The organism is Lysinibacillus sp. BF-4 (assembly GCF_000743635.1).
GTDB lineage: Bacteria > Bacillota > Bacilli > Bacillales_A > Planococcaceae > Metalysinibacillus > Metalysinibacillus saudimassiliensis.
This window is the reverse complement of the sequence record NZ_JPUW01000006.1, coordinates 1-19194: the sequence shown is the minus strand read 5'-3', so window position 1 is coordinate 19194 and position 19194 is coordinate 1. Positions and strand designations below refer to the sequence as shown.

Genomic DNA, 19194 nt, shown 5'->3' with positions numbered 1-19194 from the left:
ATTACTCACCTTCTTTTCGTTGTTCATATTTCAGGGTTACAAGTACCGAGCTTAGCACACGTGCTCTTAGCTGATCACGAAGCGGTAACGGCACATTTAATGTCGTGCGCATCGTCGCAGCTAAAATCATTTTTGCCTCTCGTTTTGTAATAACTTCCTCATCTAATAAACGATAAACATAATCCTCTGCCATAGTTTGTGTAGCCTCATCTGCAATTTGGGTAATCATAGCTTCAATTAACTCTTTTTGCGAATGTGGTTGCACACGTAATATCCTAATATAACCGCCACCACCACGTTTACTTTCAACTAAATAGCCACGTTCCTCTGTGAAGCGGGTGTTAATTACATAATTTATTTGTGAAGGTACGCAATTAAACTTAAGCGCAATTTCACTACGTTTAATCTCCACTGTACCTTGATCATTTAACTCAATTATTTGCTTTAAATAGCTTTCTATAATATCTGATGTATTTCGCACGATAACCACCTCTCTTAACATTTATGGTTACTGACTTTGACTATCTTTGACTTTATTATAAAAAAATCAAGATTGTATTGCAAAAGAAAACCCTTCAAAAAAAGTAGTGTGCCCAAGGGGACACACTACTCTTATACTAAGCGACCAACGATTGGGTAATTCCATGTTTCGCCTTGTAGCGCACGGATAATACCAATAATTGGAGCACAGATATAAATTAAACCAAAGATAATTAAAAACGGAAATCCAATGATTAGGAATGTAAATGCCCATGATACGCTAAGTAACACAGCTAATACAATTTGAAATAATACAGCCTGTACAGATAAGCGACGGACCTCTTCATCATTCGTTACAAGTGTCGCGATAAAAAACATAATGACTGGCACTAAAAAGGGCGCGTAATAAAAGCTTGAGTGTACGATTATTTTAGAAAGTTTATTATCCAAAGTCTCTCATCCTTTCTATAAATCCTTTATACTATTTATACGTACACTTTCATAAAAAGTTTCAAACACAAAGGGGGATTTTTTGATGAAATTTGATAAAGAATTAAGTGCGGAGTACGAACGTGGCATTCGACGCACATTGCCAAGTTATGATGCGATGCTACGTTTGTCACAGGCATTTTTACAAATGGCATTACCTAAGCAAGCAAATATTTTAATTGCAGGCGTAGGGAGTGGCAACGAACTTTTGCATTTTGCTGATACTAACCATGCATGGCAGTTTACGGCGCTCGACCCGTCGCAGGCAATGCTTACGATTACCCAACAAAAATTATATGATCAACAGCTACAAAACCCTGTAGAGTTACTAAAAGGTACTGTACTCAACGTGTCGCTAACTAAACAATTTGACGGCGCTACTTGCTTACTTGTTTTACATTTTATTAAAACCCGCGCTGAGCAAGTTGCCACTGTAAAAAAGTTAGCCGAACACATTAAACAAGGCGCACCTTTTATTATAGTTTGCAAATGCGGAGAGCAAGGTACAGAACAAACAGAGCAGCAGTTTGATTTGTGGCGCGCTTACTGGCTACAAAATACTAAACTTTCGGTAGAACAAGTGGCTTCAATGGAGAAGCAAATCCGTAGCCTAAGCTTTATTACAGAACAAGAGATGGTATGTATTTTGAAAGATGCAGGCTTTGAAAAAATAGCGCGATTTTTCTCTACTACATTATTTTGTGGTTGGACATGCTATAAAAAATAAGGAGTTGATGGAATGTGATACATACTATTGCTCGCACGAAGGAACAAAAACTTGTTGAGGGCATCCCATTAGAACAATTAGCAAGTGGCGACTTTGATTGGTATTGGGTCGATTTTGATAAGCCTACTGTCGAAGAAGAAAAATTATTAGACAGCTTCTTTCACTTTCACCCACTGGCCATTGAAGACTGCTTAATGCGCTTGCAACGACCAAAAATGGATTATTACGATGACTATTACTTTTTTGTTACGCATCGTATTAATGATGATACGCTCGATCCTGAAGAGATTAATTTATTTGTTTCCGAAAAATTTGTCGTAACGTTTCACAAGGAACATGTACCTGAAATTGAAATTGTGCGCCATCGTTTAGCAACAAAACCAAAGAAGTGGGATACAACATCTTACTTTGTGCTCTACCAAACGATTGATAAAATCGTTGATAGTTATTTTCCTTTAGTTTATAAAATTGAAGACCAATTAAATCGCCTTGAAGACGAAATGACCTATCATAACAGTATGAAAACGATGCAGTTTGTCTTTGACTTCCGCAGTGACTTATTACATTTACGCCGTATTATTTTGCCAATGCGTGATTTACTGTACCGTATTTTAGGCTCTTACCGTTTTCCACTTAAAAAGAGTGAACGTGCCTACTTTGCCGATATCCATGACCATTTAATTAAGCTAACAGAAATGGTAGAGTCCAATCGTGAGCTTACTGCAGATATGCGCGATAGCTATATGGCAATGAACTCTAACCGCATGAACGGCATTATGATGACATTAACGATTGTTTCTACCATCTTCATTCCACTTACCTTTATCGCAGGGATTTACGGAATGAACTTCGAAAACATGCCCGAGCTTGCTGGTAAATACAATTACTTTATTGTATTAGGTGTAATGTTTGTTATTGGCATTGGTATGGTGCTCGTCTTTAAAGCTAAAGGGTGGTTTAAATTATTTAAACCTTAAAAAAATGCCAACCTACTTCATTTATCTGTAGGTTGGCATTTTTTATTATTTATCTTTTTTCTTTAAAAAGTTAATATCCGTACGGTCTGGCCAATAATCATCGCGGTTATCTTCACTTGCCTGTGGAAATAGGAAGTATGAAATAACACCTGCAAATAATGTTGCGCCAGCAATAATTAATAAACGTTCACGAGACTCTACAAGCGGATGAAACTCACCTAGCATATAAAAAGCGGTAGCTGCTACAATAACCATCATCGGTATTACAAACTTAAAACGTTGCCAATGCATCGCTTGTTCCTCCTTATCATAATCTACTAACTTAATACTAGCATATTCATTTTTTTTTTGATATTAAGGTCGTTACAATTATGTGCCAAAAGCTGTTTTTTAGGCACCACGATTCACTTTGTACTATAATTAATCTAGTAAGTATAGCATAGCGCATAGATTTTACGTTACAATCTTGCTATTATAGCTAGTAACCCCTTTGCCCTATTCCTAATTTTTCGTCTTTTTCGATAATTTAACTAACATCTCTTACATTTTCACGTCATTTACTACATAAACGACAAAACATATTTTTATTAAAAGGAGTCTTTTTTATGAGTTGGTTTACAAAAAAAGCAAACGAGCCGCAAGTCATTCTCGACCCTGCTTCATATTTATCACAAGTACATATTGATTTAGCACATTACCCATCCATCCAGAAGCAACTTGATTTACTCGAGCTAACTAAAGACGACTTAGCGATTATCAAGCAGCTTCAACCTCATTTACAAGAGGTTATTCCCGTGATGGTAGACCGCTTTTATGAAGGCGTTAGTGCAAATGCTGAGCTTACTTCTATTATAAGTACACACTCACAAATTGAACGTTTAAAAATTACATTACATCGTCACATTAGCGGTATTTTCGATTCACGCATTGATGATGCTTATATTCAAGACCGTAAGCGTATCGCTGCTGTGCATGTGCGTATTGGTCTGCAATCAAAATGGTACCTAGGTTCATTCCAGTCTTTGATTACTACATTTATTAACTTACTCACATCTTTACAACTTTCTACTTCAGATGCTGCACGCGCTATTACTGCATTTACTAAGCTCATTAATTTAGAGCAACAGCTTGTTATTGAGGCTTATGAAAATGTCGAAAAACTAGCACGTGAGCGTGTTAATGATCGTAAACAAGGCATCATTAATACTATCCAAAGCACAGCGCAAGAGCTTAACGCCATTAGCGAAGAAACAACAGCGGCGCTTCATGAGATTTCGTCGGAGGCTAATGATATTGCAGAAGCTACTGAACAAGGTTTAGTTCTAGTAGCCGAAACTGAACAAAAATCTAAGCATGGTCAAACGGAATTGCATGAGCAAAATGAGTTAATGCATGTCATTTTAACAAGCGTCAATGAACTCGACGTTACAATGAATAAACTACGCGACTCATCTAATAAAATTTCGGAAATTGTTAATCTAGTTACTACGATTGCTGACCAAACTAACCTGCTTGCACTTAACGCTTCAATTGAAGCAGCACGCGCGGGTGAACATGGTAAAGGCTTTGCTGTAGTAGCAGATGAGGTGCGTAAACTTGCAGAAGAAACTAAGAAAGCCGTGTTAAACGTTTCACATCTGATTAATGATACCGAATCTAACATCAGCTCAATGGCTAGCTCTGTAACGAATGTGGATGCTCAAATTCACCAAAGTGTAGCGACACAAACACGCTTGTCCGAATCGTTTGGCGCTATTACAACAGCCGTGTCTGGTATTCAGTCACAGTATTTAAATACATCCCAAGATATTTCTAAGATTTCATTGTTGATTACAGATATGTCCCAAGCAGCTGGTCTCGTATCAACTTCATCTGATGCACTTATCGATGTCGTTGGTCAGCTCAGCGAAGATTAAAAAAAGGAGAGGTTGCTTATATAGCGACCTCTCCTTTTACTTATTTATGTGTAATCATTCGTTTCTTTTTACGATGTTCACGACGTGCAGGCCCTGTATTAAATAAGCGATGTTCTACTTCAGTTTCAGGAAACACGCTCGGAATCTCGCGTGGATGACCTTCACCATCAACAGCTACCATCGTCACAAACGATTCAGTTGTAAGCTTTTCCTCACCTGTCATTAAGTTACGTGAAACTACACGTACGTAAACTTCCATGGACGTGCGTCCTGTTGAGGTCACAATCCCCTCAAGCTCAATGACATCTCCCTCGCTTGCTGGCGATAAAAAGTCTACAGAGTCAATTGAAGCCGTTACAACTTCTCCCCTTGCATGCTTCATAGATGTGATTGCAGCAATTTCATCAATATATGCTAATACCTTACCACCAAAAATAGTTTTATGATGGTTTGTGTCTGGTGGTAAAATCAAGTGGCTTTGAATCGTTCTTGAATGCCCCATAGGCACCTTATTTGTTTGCATAGCCTAACACCCCTTTTAAAAATATCGTTATTGTGTCAATCTTACCTATACTTTACCTGATAAATCAACACTATTTTATTATCTCAAAATAGTTGTGTTTTACGCAACATAGTCAGCAATATATCACCATTGTTTCATGTGAAACATTATGTAGCACTATTCGTGTTCATTAGTGTGACTGCTACCGTCATTTGTTGCGCTTGAATAGCTGTTTCGATTGCTGTCAAAACACTCGCTTCAAGCATACCGTCCGTTTCTCCCTTAGTAATATGCACAGTAATTTGAATAGCACTATACAATGCATATTGTTTGTACCATTTAAACTGCTTCATTTTAGCTAGAGTGTCAGATAATCCAATAATATGTGTTAGCTGGGTATCGTTATAGTTCAATAAAGTTAATAACCCAATAATAACGTAGTGTTGCGCCTTCTTTTTAATACCAAATCGCACTAACTTTTGTTCCATAGCTACGATATCTTCAACACGTGTAGACTGGTAATTTGCATCATCCATTGCTAATAACTGAGCTAGCCATAATAATTCGTTACTCTTATAATAACCACGCGCCGTTAAATCTTTGATGTATTGGTGTACAGTATCAGCTAGTTGCACAGGATTTTGTTCTTCCTTCACTGTTAAAAGAACTGCATAAGGCACATCATCATGTGTAGTTAAAAACATATGGTGTGTACAAAGGGTTGTGTAATAGCTCATTGCTCTTTTAGCATGTGCCTCGTCCTGTATATAGTTTGCTCGATTAATAATTCATAGTTCGCTAATAATTGTGCTACAGCTTCTTGTGCATCAGTTGCTGGCATTAAGTTTGGCAAAATCATACTGATGTTACTGCGTAAGTAAGAAAAAGCTCCTGTTTGCTTTTTTACTTCCTCTTTGAGAGCTTCATATTTTGCTATTTCAAAACCTTCGTCACGCAAACTGAAAGTAGTTGTTAAAGCTAATAATAATGGTGTGGTTGCTTGATAACGCAATTGTTGTTTAACCACGCCATATACTTCTTCTAAACGTTGTTCGATTATCATACATATCACTCCTTTACCTTTATACGAACGAGGCTCGCGTTTTGTTTCAATACGAAAATTGATTTCGTGTATACTAAGAGAAACTACAATAAATAGGTGATGACATTGCGAATTAATAAATTTTTAAGTGAAACAGGTATTACATCACGCCGTGGCGCTGATAAATGGATTGAGGATGGACGTATTAAAATTAATGGTGAGCTTGCTACATTAGGTAGTCAGGTAAACGAAGGCGATGAAGTGCGTGTTGATGGCAACATAGTCGAACGTGAGCAAGAGCTTGTATACATCGTGTTAAACAAGCCTGTTGGCATTACAAGTACAACTGAGCAACATATTAAAGGCAATGTGGTTGATTTTATTAATCACCCATTGCGTATCTTTCATATTGGTCGCCTAGACAAAGATTCTGAGGGCTTATTACTGTTAACGAATGATGGTGATATTGTTAATAAAATCTTACGTGCCGAAAATCACCACGAAAAAGAGTATATCGTTCAAGTGGATCAACCAATTACGGATGACTTTATCGAACAGATGGGTGCAGGCGTTGATATTTTGGATACAACGACGTTACCTTGCCGTGTCGAAAAAATTTCGCGTAGTGTATTCCGCATTATTTTAGAGCAAGGATTAAATCGTCAAATCCGCCGTATGTGTTCTACACTTGGATATGGCGTACAGCGTTTACAACGTATCCGCATTATGAATATTGAAATTGGTAATTTAAAAGTAGGTCAATGGCGAGACCTTACTACAAACGAACGCGAAACATTGTTTAATTTATTAAACTACACACCAAAAAAATAACCGAGTGAGGCGTAAGCCTTTCTCGGTTATTTTTTATATTCGGTACGTAGTACACTCATTATAATCTCATCATGGTAAACGCCGTCTAAACAAATCGCATCACGAAGTACACCCTCTTGTACAAAGCCAACCTTTTCGTACACAGCAATCGCTCGTGGATTATGATTATATACTTCTAGCTGTACGCGATGTAAATCTAAATCCTCAAAAGCAATACGCAATGCCTCACGCACAGCTGCACTCCCATAGCCTTGACCAAATTTTGTACGATCATGGAGCGCAATGCGGAAGCCAACGGAATGATTTTCGGTATCAATATTCATCAGTGTAAAATCACCAATCACCTCATCTTGCAAGCAAATGGCGTAATCACGTCTCGTATTATCCATACTAATACGCTCATAATATGCCTCAATTTGCGCTAAAGTAAAACTCGTACGCGTGCCTGTAAGGTAACGAATTTCTTCGTCCTCTGTTGCGCGTAAATAGCTTGCCATATGCTCCCTTTGAAGCGGTTTAATTTGTATCATTACCGTCACCTCTTTATTAATTGTACAGAAAAACTGTAGTTGGGACAAATGGCTATATAAAAAATAAGAAACCGCACAGTTGCGCGGTTCCTTTCTTGCTACATATATTATAGCCCACCTAAGTAAGCCGCTTTAACTTCATCACTTTCTTGTAGCTCTTTAGCTGTACCTGCTAATACAATTTTCCCTGTTTCTAGCACATATGCACGATTTGCTACAGATAATGCCATATTGGCATTTTGCTCGACTAATAAAATCGTTGTGCCTTCTTTATTAATTTGCTCAATAATGCTAAAAATATTTTTCACCATCAGTGGTGCTAACCCCATTGATGGCTCATCTAGTAATAGCAGTTTAGGCTTTGCCATGATTGCTCGTCCCATTGCTAGCATCTGCTGCTCACCACCAGAAAGTGTGCCTGACTGCTGTTTACGACGCTCTAATAGCCGCGGAAACAATTCATACACATGGGCTAAATCTTTAGCAATACCTGCGCGATCCTTACGCAAGTATGCACCAAGGTCGAGGTTTTCTTCTACGGTCATATTGGCAAATACACGACGCCCCTCTGGTACATGTGAGATACCTGCTTTTACGATAGATTGGGCGGGCTTCCCTGCAATGGACTCACCTAAATATTCAATGCCACCACGTTTTGGTTTTAGTAACCCTGATAATGTTTGAAGTAATGTGCTTTTACCTGCACCATTTGCACCAATTAATGTTACAATTTCGCCTTCATTTACCTCAAGTGAGACTCCCTTTAATGCTTGAATGTTGCCATAGTATACATCAATATCATTTACAAGTAGCATTAATCAACGACCTCCTCACCTAAATACGCTTCAATTACTTTTGGATTATCACGAATTTCCTGTGGTGTACCATCTGCAATTAATTGCCCATGGTCCAATACATAAATGCGTTCACAAATTCCCATAACTAAATTCATATCATGTTCGATTAATAAAATAGTTAAATCAAATTCTTTACGGATAAATGAAATTAACTCCATTAAATCCTGTGTTTCTTGTGGATTCATACCTGCGGCTGGTTCATCCAATAGTAATAACTTAGGTTTGGCTGCTAATGCACGCGCGATTTCGAGACGGCGTTGTTTACCATAAGGGAGATTACGTGCTAACTCGTCCTTATATTTATCTAAGCCGAAAATTTTTAAAAAGGCGAGTGATTCTTCTTCCATGCGCTCCTCTCCAGAGAAGTGCGTAGGTAAACGGAAAATAGAAGAGATAATCGTGTGCTTAGCAAGTGAGTGGTTAGCTACCTTTACATTATCTAGCACAGACAAATCTTTAAATAACCGAATGTTTTGGAAGGTACGACTAATACCACCGCGCGTCACTTGGTAAGGCTTTTTACCATTAATAACGTTGCCATCAAAAGTGATTTTGCCTTCTGTTGGTTTATAAACACCCGTTAGCATATTAAAACTTGTAGTTTTACCCGCACCATTTGGACCAATAAGGCCAACTAGCTCACCTTGCTGTAACGTCATGTTAACTCCTTGTACAGCTTTTAAGCCACCAAATGTAATGCCCATATTATCCACATGTAAAATTGTATTATTCGTCATTTGTCATACCTCCCTTTTTTTTAGATTTAAAGAGGTCTGTAATTTCCTTAGTTCCCATTAGGCCTGTTGGACGATATAGCATAACTAAAATTAACACAAGGCTATAAATAATCATGCGTGTCTCTGGGAAGTTAGCTAAGTAGGACGATACTAGCGTTAGTAAAATCGCCGAAATCACCGATCCTGATAAGCTACCTAAGCCACCTAATACTACAAAAATTAAAATATCAAAGGACTTTAAGAAGCCAAAGGAACCTGGTTGGATGATATAAGTGTTATGTGCAAAAATTGCGCCTGCTACCCCTGCAAAAAACGCACCAATCGCAAAAGCCGCTACTTTGTAGTATGTCGTGTTAATACCCATTGCGTCCGAAGCAATTTCGTCCTCGCGAATCGAAATACATGCACGTCCATGACGCGACTTAGTAAAGTTGGAAATCACAATGACTGTAATTAAAGCTGTGAAGAAAGCATATGTCCATGTCGTCATATGGCTAACCTGCATACCAGCTGCTCCACCAACATAATCAATGTTTAAAATTACAATTCGAATAATTTCAGCAAAGCCTAATGTGGCAATTGCTAAGTAATCTCCCTTTAAACGTAATGTTGGAATACCAACCAATAAACCTGCTAGCATTGCAACAACTGCACCTGCTAAAATAGCGACAATAAATGGCATGCCAAGCTTCATCGTTACAATAGCCGACACATAAGCACCCACTGCTAAGAAGCCTGCGTGACCAATGGAAAACTGACCTGTTATACCAATAACTAAATGTAAGCTTACTGCTAACATTAGGTTAATACACATCGTAATCAGCATGTTTTGATAGTATAAATCAATAATGTTCATCGAGATTAGCGCTTGCCCTACTGCATAGATGACTAACGCTATTACGAGATAACCCCAAAAGATTTTTGATTTTTTCATCGTTTTCGTCACCTACACTTTCTCGCGAGCATTTTTGCCAAAGATGCCCTCTGGTTTAAATACTAAAATTAAAATTAAAATAACAAAGGCTGCTGCATCTCGCCATAATGAAAAGCCTAACGCGCTTACTACGGTCTCTACCACACCTAGTAGCATGCCCCCAACCATCGCGCCTGGGATAATACCAATACCTCCAAGTACTGCCGCAATAAAGGCTTTAAGCCCTGGGATTACACCCATAAATGGATCAATCTTTGTATAGTAAAGACCAAAGATTACACCAGCTGCCCCTGCGAGCGCTGAGCCAATCGCGAAAGTTGCCGAAATTGTATTATCAACATTAATCCCCATTAGCTTTGCTGCATCTGCATCATGTGAAACAGCACGCATAGCTTTACCGATTTTCGTTTTTTGTACAATGAACTGTAATAAAATCATAAGACCAATCGAAACAGATAAAATTAAAATTGAATGCGTACCAATTTGTGCACCAAAAATTGTAATTGCTTTGTTTTCAATCGTATTTGGGTATGACTCTAGTTGTGCGCCTCTAAAAAACACGACCGTATATTCAATCAGTAACGACACACCAATGGCTGTAATTAGTGCTGCGATACGTGTAGAGTTACGCAGTCGTTTATAAGCTACACGCTCAATAATTACACCGAACACTGCACAAAGCATCATGGCTAGTAATAATGCTGCAAAGAAATTCATTTCCCATTTAGCAATGGCATAAAAGCCAATAAAAGCGCCGACCATAAAGACATCACCATGCGCAAAGTTAATGAGTTTAATAATGCCATAAACCATTGTGTAGCCCAGTGCAATAAGTGCATAAATACTACCTATCGAAATCCCATTGACTAGCTGCTGAACCCATTCCATTTTCCTCACTCCCTTATCAATGCTTTAACCGAAAAAAAGAGGGCGAAGTTGATCGCCCCCATACCTACTCACTTGTTTACGGATTAACTTTAGAGTTGAACTTCTGTTTACCGTCTACGAATTCGAGAACTGTGGCTGTTTTAACTGGGTTGTGGTTTTCGTCAACTGAGAATGTCCCTGTAACTAATGTAAGATCCTTTGTATCTGCTAATGCTTTTTTGATTGCCTCGCCATCTAATGAATCTGCACGCTCAATCGCATCTTTTAAGAAGTACACACTGTCATAACCAAGTGCATTAAACGCATCCGGTGACTTATCGCTATATTCCTTTTTAAAAGCTGCTACAAAATCTTGAATTTTTTTGTCTGGGTCCTCTGCTGAATAGTGGTTAGTAATATACGTTTTATTTAATGCATCTGCGCCAGCTAACTCAACAAGCTTTGGTGAATCCCAGCCATCTGCACCCATTAAAGGTACATCAATGCCTAACTCACGCGCTTGCTTAACAATTAATCCAACTTCCTCGTAGTAACCTGGGATAAAAATGAAGTCCGGCTTAGCTGCCTTGATACGTGTTAATGTTGTTTTAAAGTCTGTATCTTTTGCTACATAGGCTTCTTCAGCTACTACCTTGCCGCCTTTTTCGCCGATAGTTTCTTTAAACGATGCCGCTAGCCCTTTGGCATAGTCTGAAGCATTATCTGCAAAAATAGCTACGTTTTTCGCATCTAGCTCATCTACAGCAAAGTTTGCTGCTACTGTCCCTTGGAATGGGTCAATGAAGCATGTACGGAAAGCATAGTCATTTAATGAGCCATCATCATTAATCGTTACATTTGGTGCTGTTGCTGCTGCGCCAATTGTTGGTACCTTTTGCTCGTTAGCTATTTGCACAGTCGCAATTGTATTACCTGATGTTGCTGGTGACAGCATTGCTACAACCTTCTCCTGTGTGGCAAGCTTCATTGCCTGTGCTACAGACTCTGCGTTCTCTGATTTATTATCTAACTTTACAAGTTCAAGCTTTTTGCCATCAATACCGCCTGCGTCATTAATCTCTTTAACTGCTAACTCTGCACCTTGTCCGATAGATGAACCGTAAGAAGCTACAGGGCCTGAAAGCTCTAAGTTAGCACCGATTTTAATGGTATCACCACCGCCGCCTGATGAGCCACCGTCACTTGAGCCTCCTGTTGATGTGCCGCCACCCTCTTTAGCACCGCACCCTGCTAGTGCGCCCATTACTAAAGAAGAAGCTAAAACCAGTGAACCTACTTTTTTAAAGTTGTTTTTCTCTGTCATGTCAATTCCCCCTAATGATGTTTTCTTAAAAGTGTGATATTTCTGATAATTATATACGCAAAGCGACTAATTCACAATACTATTATCTATATTTTCTGAATATAATGAATATTTTAGTTGCTATTATTGATAATCGGTTCGCTAGCGCATTGTGTTGATATACCTTTTTAAATAAAATTATTGTGCTACTACACTTTATGTAGCGTACAGCACCAATATAGCTTGTTACCTTATTCTTCTTAATTTTCACACAAATGCTAGAAAAAGCAACAAAAATATTTTTAATGTGTTAATTTTTCTCGAAAAAGAAAAATACCAAGCACTTTATAGCGCTTGGTATTGCTGTCATTCCTTTGGTTGACTGTATTCTGTTGTACGTGGGTTTTCGTCGATATATGGCTTTAAGTATGCTTCACGTAATTCGTGACGCATCCATCCCATGATACCAATAATTAAAATAAAGGTTACAAGTGACGCCATAAAGGCCTTAGAGGAATCCTTTTGCCCTGCTGTAAATAAAAAGCCACATAGCACAATCGTTAAAATAATAGAGGCTACAAGTAAACTTGTTAACAGTAGATCCTCTCCTAGGTATAACATACGAATCTCCTTATCAAATGAGAACAATAACAAGAAGCCCGCTACAAGTTGTACCACTGTTACCCAAAAGCCAACCTTAACCCCAAATACTTTAGCTGCTTGCTCTGCTGGTGTTAGTGTCGCACCACGGTATTTTTTAAAGCTAAAGTAAATAAAGAAGTAGAAACCACCCGTCGCTAAACTCGCTAGCATAAAGTGTAAGTAACGCTGCCAAATTTGTGGGTAGTGGAATAGGCTATGGAAAAAGCCATTCGCGCTTGCCCACTGCTCTGGGTAAAGCATAGATACCACGTTTACAATAAAGATTAATGGCACAAAGAATAAAATCGCCATAGCTAAAAATCCAATGAATAAATGCAGTGCTTTTTTATTTTGCCATTTATCCCATGTAAATTTATATAAATATAACAATAGGAACGCGACAATTAATAATATCAAAACACTTAACCATGCCTTACCAATTAAAATTGTAGAGGCATAAAAATATTGTGTATAAATTACACTAATCATTAATAATGGCCCAACACCTAGCACTACTGCGATACTTTTATGTATCGAAGCATGGTAAGAAGCAATCTGTGCCATCTTATCCATGACTGGATTCTTTTTTAGGATACCCATTGCTTCTAAACCTACTGCACCTGCTGTTAATGAAATGGTGAAGTTAACAAAGACGATGTGTAGCATGAAGGTTACCACAATGAGCACCTCTAGTAGCCCAATATTTGCTGGAATAGGCAGTTGATTATCAGGTGCAATTAATGTTGTTAATAACATCATTTTGCGCTCACCTCTTGCGTTTTATTTGTGCGCTCGCCATTTAACTCCGTACTAATATAGGCAGCTAATGCAGCAAGTTCTTCGTCTGTCCCCATAAATGGTGGCATCGCTACACGCACATTGTGCATAGTTGGTATGAAGCCTTTCATTGCTTCTTCGTCCCAACCATCCATACGCTTAGTTAATGAACGCTTTGAGCGCCAACCATCAACGGTATGACAGGTAATACATTGCCCAATAAATACTTCGCGCCCTGCCTCTACCATATTTTCAGCAGTGACTTCCTTTTCCTTTGCCCATGTAGCATGTGTTAGGAAGCCCTCCTCATCGTACTTTTCACGATCTTTCGCTAATAAGCCGTTAGCATACATGTAATCATAAATAATAAAAGGCTTACGGATGGATTCACGTACCACTTCAAATTCGCCAATAAAGCCAATTGAAGCGCCCATCACGACTAGCGATAATAGCCATGGCACTGCCTTTGGCTTTACAACTACCCAAATTAAGAACACCACTAAAATAACAAAGGCAACAATATTTAAGCCTTTAAAGACGTTTTCTGGCATACCTGTGGACCAAACAATCATATTGTAGGCCTCTGTAGGAATTGACCATAAATACCATAAACCAAAAATAAAAGTTGCTGGTAAGGAAATCGCACCCCATAAACCAAACACACTAAATACTTCGCCGCGTAACTCAACATCCTTAACACGCCAACGAATAAAGAAGGATAGTAATGCAATTGCTAACATTACAGCTAAGAACATACGGAAACCTAATGATGGTAAGTATGTAGGATTAATAAATGCATTCCAAAATGATAATGTTTCTGTCCATAACCCTGGTGTTAGTTTTGCTGCTAGTACACCTGTAATAATTGCCATCGTTAACCACGATGCAAATGCTAATGTCATCCCTAACTTAAGGTGACGTATTTTAGCTTTGCCATCCTTCCATGTATCCCAGGTATAATAATAAATAATTAGTAGTACAACCTCTGTAATAAAGACCGCCCACTCAGCTACCCAAGCCCAGAAGAAAATACGTAAAAGTGCACCAATTGAATCGGGCTGAATCACCGTTGTTGAAAACCAAATTCCAACACCTGTCATTGCGCCTACTGTGGTCGTTATAATTAATACCCACTTAGCAATTTTTTTTGCTAACTGGTCAAGCTTGGCATTTTTTGTGCGTACAGCGCGGTACTCCATTGTCACCATTAATGCAATTGTCCCAATTGCTACACCATGACTGATGACAACGTGTACAATCGCAATCAATGCAATGACTGAGCCATTACCAAACCACGAATAATCCACCGATGGAAAATTCATATCCCTGTTCCTCCTCGTAAGTTAAATTTTCTAACTCATCGTACTAAAAGGAAGTGAAGGAACATTGAAAAGGCTGTGAAATCATCGTGTAATCATGAAAGTTCGGAGCTTTGACAAATAAAATTCACGTGAACTTCGTCTTTGTGAAATAAAAAAACCTATAAGCATAAGGCTTATAGGTAAAAAAACAATACGCCAATTATCATTAACCTAACAGCTATAGTAACAAGCTGTTGTAAATGGACAGAGTAATTGGCTTGATGCTTCATAAAATACTGTCTGCGGTAAATGATATCCCCGACTACAACTAGTAGTAGCACAATAAACCCTAACCATTTAGGTGTATTCCACATTATCGTACTTGTAATAATAGCAATAACAAAATACAGTACATCAACTTTCATACGCTTTAATCGGCAGTTTGGCTGACCATAGCGCTTACGTATCACAATGATTGCTAAGCCTTGCAAGAGTAATAAAAATAATGGTATCACTAGTACTACACTAGTACCTCCTTCGTATAACTCATAAAAAAGATATTGGTCATTATACGTAATGGCTACAGCGCCCTTTGTGTGCTGATTAATCGCAAAATACTTACCATCTGCTAGGGCAATTCGATAGTTATACTGACCTTGATTAGTGTGTGCCACAATATCATACATATAATGTAGTTGACTCGGTGCAACTTCTTCTGGTTTAGTAATGATGCGTTTAGCTAGTGCTACAACATCTGCATTAGTGGTTGTCTTAATACCATAATAAGTTAGCGGCGAACCCGCTTCGAAATGTGTGTGCTGATTTGCTTTATAACTTACCTTATAAACACTTAAATTATCACTTGTGGATTGTTTTGGTGTCATTGGTAAAGCAACAATAAGTAATGCCAGCATAACTATAGCTGTCAGCGCAGGGATAGGCCACTTCTTTGCTGGTTTAGTTGCAATTCGAGCTTCAATTGCTTGATAGCTTTCCTCTTTATGACTACGCTTCACCTTAATAGTACGCAACTCATCTTGCCATTTCGTCATCCCACCCACGCTCCTTCATTATAGTCGTTAATGATTGCAGTGCTCGTGCAGCTGTACTCTTAACCTTAGACTCACTAAAACCTAAAATTTGCGCGGTGTCCTTAACTGAAAGCTCTTCAATATAGCGCAGTACAAGTACATCACGATAAACGAGTTTAAGTTGTGAAATCGCTTGATACAACTTGCTATGTAACTCCTTCGTTAATAAGGAGCGTAGCGCTAAATCATCCATTTGAGGTTCGTGTTGCTTTGTAAATGTAACAAAAGCAATGAGCCTTTTACGTCGCAATTCATCATACGCGGCATTACGTGCAATACGATGCAACCAAGTTTTTACGCTTGCCTGCTGACGAAAGCGCGCTGCTTGCTTATATGCACGGTAAAAGGTTTCCTGTGTGATATCCTCGGCTAGCTCTACATCGCGTACAAGGAAAAATACATATTGATAAATGGTTGTACTATAAGCGTTATACCAATCCTCTAGCTCGCGTTTAGGCATTACATCCCCTCCCCTTAGTGATATAGACGAGTGACCTCGCCTTCCGTCGCATATTCCTGTATTTTCTAATTTATTGTATACTTAACGTAATAAGGGGGATACTGATGTATAAACAAATTGTAGTAGCGATTGATGGCTCCGAAAATGCAATTCGGGCTGCTAAAGAAGCCGCAAAACTCGCGCATAACCAACCCGCTACCATTAACCTTGTATATGTAGCTGAAACTGACGAAGAATTTGCAACAAAGTCCTATAGTGGCGGATCTGGTTTACAAGAAATTGAGCGTCGTCGTAAAATCGCCAATGTTGAGACGGTGCTGAAACAACAAAATATTCATTGTCAGATTGTTATTTTACAAGGAGAACCCGTGACCGAAATTGTTGCCTACGCAAAGGAAAAGGAAGCCGATATGATTGTAGTAGGCCATCATGGGATGAGTGGGCTACGTGCATTAATGCTTGGTAGCACTAGCAAAAAAATCGTAAAACAATCCACAATACCTGTACTTATCGTCAAATAAAAAATGACCTAGCCTGTAGCGACTAGGTCATTTTTTCATTTGGCCTTGCGTGTCAGCAAAGTCATTGCACTATATATTATGGGTAAGCTTGCCGCAAGTAAAGTAATCCCTAACCAGTGATAGCTTTCCCATATTGGGCTGAAGGCAGAGCTACCAATTGCTACACCAATATAATAAGAAACAAGGTATAAACTTGATGCACTTCCCTTATGGTGAGTAGCTTCCATTGTAACCGTTGATGCCATTAATGAATGAGCTACAAAAAAGCCTAAACAAATCACACACATCCCTACAATAATGCCTGTTGTGCTAGGTATCATTGTAATGATTACACCTATAACTAATGTGGCTACGCCAATAGTACGCACAATAGGTAACCCCATTTTAGAAGCTAAAAACCCTGCTAAAGGCGCACCAACAATACCAAAACCATAAGTTAAATAAATAAACGAAATACGATGCAAACTCCAATTAAAAGGTGCGGCGTTTAAATAAAATGGCAGGTAGGTCCAAACACTCGTAAACGTCATTTGCAACACCATACCAAAGCCAAAAATGATAACCAGTTTTGGATTTTTTAAATGCACTAAAAATCCTTTTACATCCTTTGCTACACTCACTTCGCTTGGCATAAAATTACGTGATTTTGGCAGGAAAATAAGAACAATAATAAAAATAACAATACCTGTAGCTGCCAAAACATAAAGCGCAAAATCCCACGAGTGTTTTTCTGCTAACCCACCTGTTAACACACGCCCGAGCATTCCGCCAATACTATTAAAGGAAATATATAATGCTGTCGCTGTGCTTCTAAATTTGGGGTGAATTTCTTCCCCTAAATAGGCAAGCCCTACAGCAATTACACCCGCTAATGCAATGCCTTGTACGAAGCGCAGTACAACAACCCAGGCAAAGTCGGTAACAAACGGTAAAATCACAAAGGGCACAGCTACAATTAAAATCGCACTCTTTACAAACCATTCACGCCCGTAGCGATCTGAGGCAAAACCTATCGCTAAAAGGCCAATAATTAACCCTACAGTCATGATTGACATTGTAGTACTTGCATACGAAATCGAAATGCCAAACTGCTGAGTCAAAATCGGTAATAATGGCTGAAACGCATACATTACTGCAAAAATATAAGCGGACGCTAAACCTAAGCTAATAACCATCCCCCAAAACTTAGCGTCTCGCATTGTATAACCCTCGTGCACAGCGCATCCCCTCCTTGTGCTATATTTTAAGTATATAAGTATTTTGCAATAGCGTGAAATCGACAAAGTGAATGCACCATATCAGCATTTTCGATAGGAGAATACAATGGACATCGAAAAATATCGTTTACACTACTTAATTTTAGAGCAACAAAACTTAAGTCAAACTGCTCGTACTACTAACTATACCCAATCCACACTATCCGCACGTGTACAAAAAATGGAGCAGGAGCTTGGTGCTGCAGTTTTTCAACGTACATCATTTGGTCTCCAAATTACAGAAGCGGGCATCCTTTATAAAAATTTTTTGCGCCAAACTTGTGAGCACTACGAGTTATTACAGCACCAATTATTAGTACAGCCCACACAAATCACCCTTGGTATGTCACGCTCATCTATTCATTTGTATGGTAGCGTAGTAGCAAAAGCGCTACAGCAACAAGGCAACAGCCCAAACTTTATCATTAAAACGAGTGGGATTATTAATGGACAGGTACGTCGTAACGAGTTGAGCTACGCTATTATTAGTGAACCTGTACAATTTTTTGAAGACGTACGTTACACTATTTTAGCTGATGAGTTTTTTGATATTGTGTCGCATCATGCAATTCAATTAAAACCAAATCAACCTGACTTCACCTTATTAGTATTAAGTAAAACCTGTGTCTATACCACAAAGGTTGTGCAGTGGTTAGAGAGTGAAAATATTAATTACCAACTCAAAGAAATTGATTCTGTTGGTACAATTAAGGATTTATTACAAATTCCACGTATGGCAGCTGTGCTAAATACTAAACTCATTGAGCCACACGACCAACTGACTGAGCACCTCATACCAATTGACCGTACAACTAAAACCTATTTTATTTGCCATAATAGCGTGCCTAGCCTACTATTGCCGTCACTAAAAAAAATGTAAATTACACATTCTCTTTATTAATTAGCTACTTTTACATTCACTCATCATGTACAATGAAATTTATGTAAAAAAAT

General features: G+C 38.6%; 21 protein-coding genes and 2 pseudogenes. 7 read left to right on the top strand and 16 right to left on the bottom strand.

Features of this window, described 5'->3' with window-relative positions; all coding sequences use genetic code 11:
- Window position 1: 1 nt before the first annotated feature.
- Together CH76_RS04015 and CH76_RS04010 are read right to left on the bottom strand one after the other, a co-directional pair.
- Window positions 2-481, bottom strand: a complete 480-nt coding sequence (locus tag CH76_RS04015; protein WP_036143300.1) for a CtsR family transcriptional regulator — start codon at window positions 479-481, stop codon at window positions 2-4.
- 131 nt (window positions 482-612) lie between these two features.
- Entirely contained in the window at window positions 613-930 is a 318-nt protein-coding gene (locus tag CH76_RS04010) for a DUF4870 domain-containing protein (RefSeq protein WP_036143298.1), read from the bottom strand.
- Between the two features lie 85 nt (window positions 931-1015).
- Between CH76_RS04010 and CH76_RS04005 the strand changes: the two genes are divergently transcribed.
- Together CH76_RS04005 and corA are read left to right on the top strand one after the other, a co-directional pair.
- Window positions 1016-1696 carry a class I SAM-dependent methyltransferase gene (locus CH76_RS04005; protein ID WP_036143295.1) on the top strand — a complete coding sequence of 227 codons (681 nt, stop codon included), beginning with the start codon at window positions 1016-1018 and terminating at the stop codon, window positions 1694-1696.
- A gap of 14 nt (window positions 1697-1710) precedes the next feature.
- Window positions 1711-2673: a magnesium/cobalt transporter CorA gene (gene corA / locus CH76_RS04000; RefSeq protein WP_036143292.1), complete on the top strand. Its 963-nt coding sequence runs from the start codon at window positions 1711-1713 to the stop codon at window positions 2671-2673.
- A 45-nt stretch (window positions 2674-2718) separates the two neighbouring features.
- Here the strand turns inward: corA and CH76_RS03995 are convergent, their stop codons facing one another.
- Complete coding sequence (locus CH76_RS03995; protein ID WP_036143289.1) at window positions 2719-2964, bottom strand: hypothetical protein; 246 nt, start codon at window positions 2962-2964, stop codon at window positions 2719-2721.
- A 314-nt stretch (window positions 2965-3278) separates the two neighbouring features.
- Between CH76_RS03995 and CH76_RS14270 the strand changes: the two are divergent.
- Together CH76_RS14270 and CH76_RS14265 are read left to right on the top strand one after the other, a co-directional pair.
- Window positions 3279-3818: pseudogene (locus tag CH76_RS14270) on the top strand (protoglobin domain-containing protein); the annotation flags it as partial.
- Between the two features lie 243 nt (window positions 3819-4061).
- Window positions 4062-4589: a methyl-accepting chemotaxis protein gene (locus CH76_RS14265; RefSeq protein ID WP_369792357.1), complete on the top strand. Its 528-nt coding sequence runs from the start codon at window positions 4062-4064 to the stop codon at window positions 4587-4589.
- A 40-nt stretch (window positions 4590-4629) separates the two neighbouring features.
- On the opposite strand, the gene CH76_RS03985 is transcribed toward CH76_RS14265, so the two are convergent.
- Together CH76_RS03985 and CH76_RS14200 are read right to left on the bottom strand one after the other, a co-directional pair.
- The gene (locus CH76_RS03985) at window positions 4630-5112 is read right to left on the bottom strand and encodes an acyl-CoA thioesterase (RefSeq protein WP_036143284.1); all 483 of its coding nucleotides are present in this window, start codon (window positions 5110-5112) and stop codon (window positions 4630-4632) included.
- A 146-nt stretch (window positions 5113-5258) separates the two neighbouring features.
- Window positions 5259-6154: pseudogene (locus tag CH76_RS14200) on the bottom strand (DUF4003 family protein).
- Window positions 6155-6259: 105 nt separating this feature from the next.
- On the opposite strand from CH76_RS14200, the gene rluF reads away from it, so the two are divergent.
- Window positions 6260-6964: a 23S rRNA pseudouridine(2604) synthase RluF gene (gene rluF / locus CH76_RS03970; RefSeq protein WP_036143276.1), complete on the top strand. Its 705-nt coding sequence runs from the start codon at window positions 6260-6262 to the stop codon at window positions 6962-6964.
- 26 nt (window positions 6965-6990) lie between these two features.
- Here the strand turns inward: rluF and CH76_RS03965 are convergent, their stop codons facing one another.
- From CH76_RS03965 to CH76_RS03920, 10 genes are all read right to left on the bottom strand, one after another.
- Window positions 6991-7494 carry a GNAT family N-acetyltransferase gene (locus tag CH76_RS03965; RefSeq protein ID WP_036143273.1) on the bottom strand — a complete coding sequence of 168 codons (504 nt, stop codon included), beginning with the start codon at window positions 7492-7494 and terminating at the stop codon, window positions 6991-6993.
- Window positions 7495-7601: 107 nt separating this feature from the next.
- Window positions 7602-8309: an ABC transporter ATP-binding protein gene (locus tag CH76_RS03960; RefSeq protein WP_036143270.1), complete on the bottom strand. Its 708-nt coding sequence runs from the start codon at window positions 8307-8309 to the stop codon at window positions 7602-7604.
- Window positions 8309-9088 carry an ABC transporter ATP-binding protein gene (locus tag CH76_RS03955; RefSeq protein ID WP_036143269.1) on the bottom strand — a complete coding sequence of 260 codons (780 nt, stop codon included), beginning with the start codon at window positions 9086-9088 and terminating at the stop codon, window positions 8309-8311. Before CH76_RS03955 ends, CH76_RS03960 begins: the two co-directional genes overlap by 1 nt.
- Window positions 9078-10022 carry a branched-chain amino acid ABC transporter permease gene (locus CH76_RS03950; protein ID WP_036143266.1) on the bottom strand — a complete coding sequence of 315 codons (945 nt, stop codon included), beginning with the start codon at window positions 10020-10022 and terminating at the stop codon, window positions 9078-9080. Before CH76_RS03950 ends, CH76_RS03955 begins: the two co-directional genes overlap by 11 nt.
- Window positions 10023-10034: 12 nt before the next feature.
- The gene (locus CH76_RS03945; protein WP_036143263.1) at window positions 10035-10910 is read right to left on the bottom strand and encodes a branched-chain amino acid ABC transporter permease; all 876 of its coding nucleotides are present in this window, start codon (window positions 10908-10910) and stop codon (window positions 10035-10037) included.
- A gap of 76 nt (window positions 10911-10986) precedes the next feature.
- The gene (locus tag CH76_RS03940) at window positions 10987-12213 is read right to left on the bottom strand and encodes an ABC transporter substrate-binding protein (RefSeq protein ID WP_036143260.1); all 1227 of its coding nucleotides are present in this window, start codon (window positions 12211-12213) and stop codon (window positions 10987-10989) included.
- Between the two features lie 345 nt (window positions 12214-12558).
- On the bottom strand, window positions 12559-13593 hold the full coding sequence (locus CH76_RS03935; protein ID WP_036143257.1) for a cytochrome ubiquinol oxidase subunit I: 1035 nt from the start codon (window positions 13591-13593) through the stop codon (window positions 12559-12561).
- Window positions 13590-14933, bottom strand: coding sequence for a c-type cytochrome (locus CH76_RS03930; RefSeq protein ID WP_036143254.1), 1344 nt, complete (start codon window positions 14931-14933; stop codon window positions 13590-13592). Before CH76_RS03930 ends, CH76_RS03935 begins: the two co-directional genes overlap by 4 nt.
- Before the next feature lie 173 nt (window positions 14934-15106).
- Window positions 15107-15964, bottom strand: a complete 858-nt coding sequence (locus CH76_RS03925; RefSeq protein ID WP_036143252.1) for a hypothetical protein — start codon at window positions 15962-15964, stop codon at window positions 15107-15109.
- Window positions 15945-16463, bottom strand: a complete 519-nt coding sequence (locus CH76_RS03920) for an RNA polymerase sigma factor (protein WP_036143249.1) — start codon at window positions 16461-16463, stop codon at window positions 15945-15947. The genes CH76_RS03925 and CH76_RS03920 overlap by 20 nt, the downstream gene beginning before the upstream one ends.
- A gap of 104 nt (window positions 16464-16567) precedes the next feature.
- Between CH76_RS03920 and CH76_RS03915 the strand changes: the two genes are divergently transcribed.
- A complete protein-coding gene (locus CH76_RS03915) occupies window positions 16568-16984 on the top strand; it encodes a universal stress protein (protein WP_036143246.1) in 417 nt (138 codons plus the stop codon).
- Window positions 16985-17019: 35 nt separating this feature from the next.
- Here CH76_RS03915 and CH76_RS03910 read toward each other — a convergent pair whose 3' ends face one another.
- Entirely contained in the window at window positions 17020-18201 is a 1182-nt protein-coding gene (locus CH76_RS03910) for an MFS transporter (protein ID WP_235190344.1), read from the bottom strand.
- A 106-nt stretch (window positions 18202-18307) separates the two neighbouring features.
- Between CH76_RS03910 and CH76_RS03905 the strand changes: the two genes are divergently transcribed.
- Window positions 18308-19120 (top strand): LysR family transcriptional regulator, encoded by an 813-nt coding sequence (locus tag CH76_RS03905; RefSeq protein WP_051910231.1) that lies wholly within the window; start codon window positions 18308-18310, stop codon window positions 19118-19120.
- The last annotated feature ends 74 nt before the right edge of the window (window positions 19121-19194 follow it).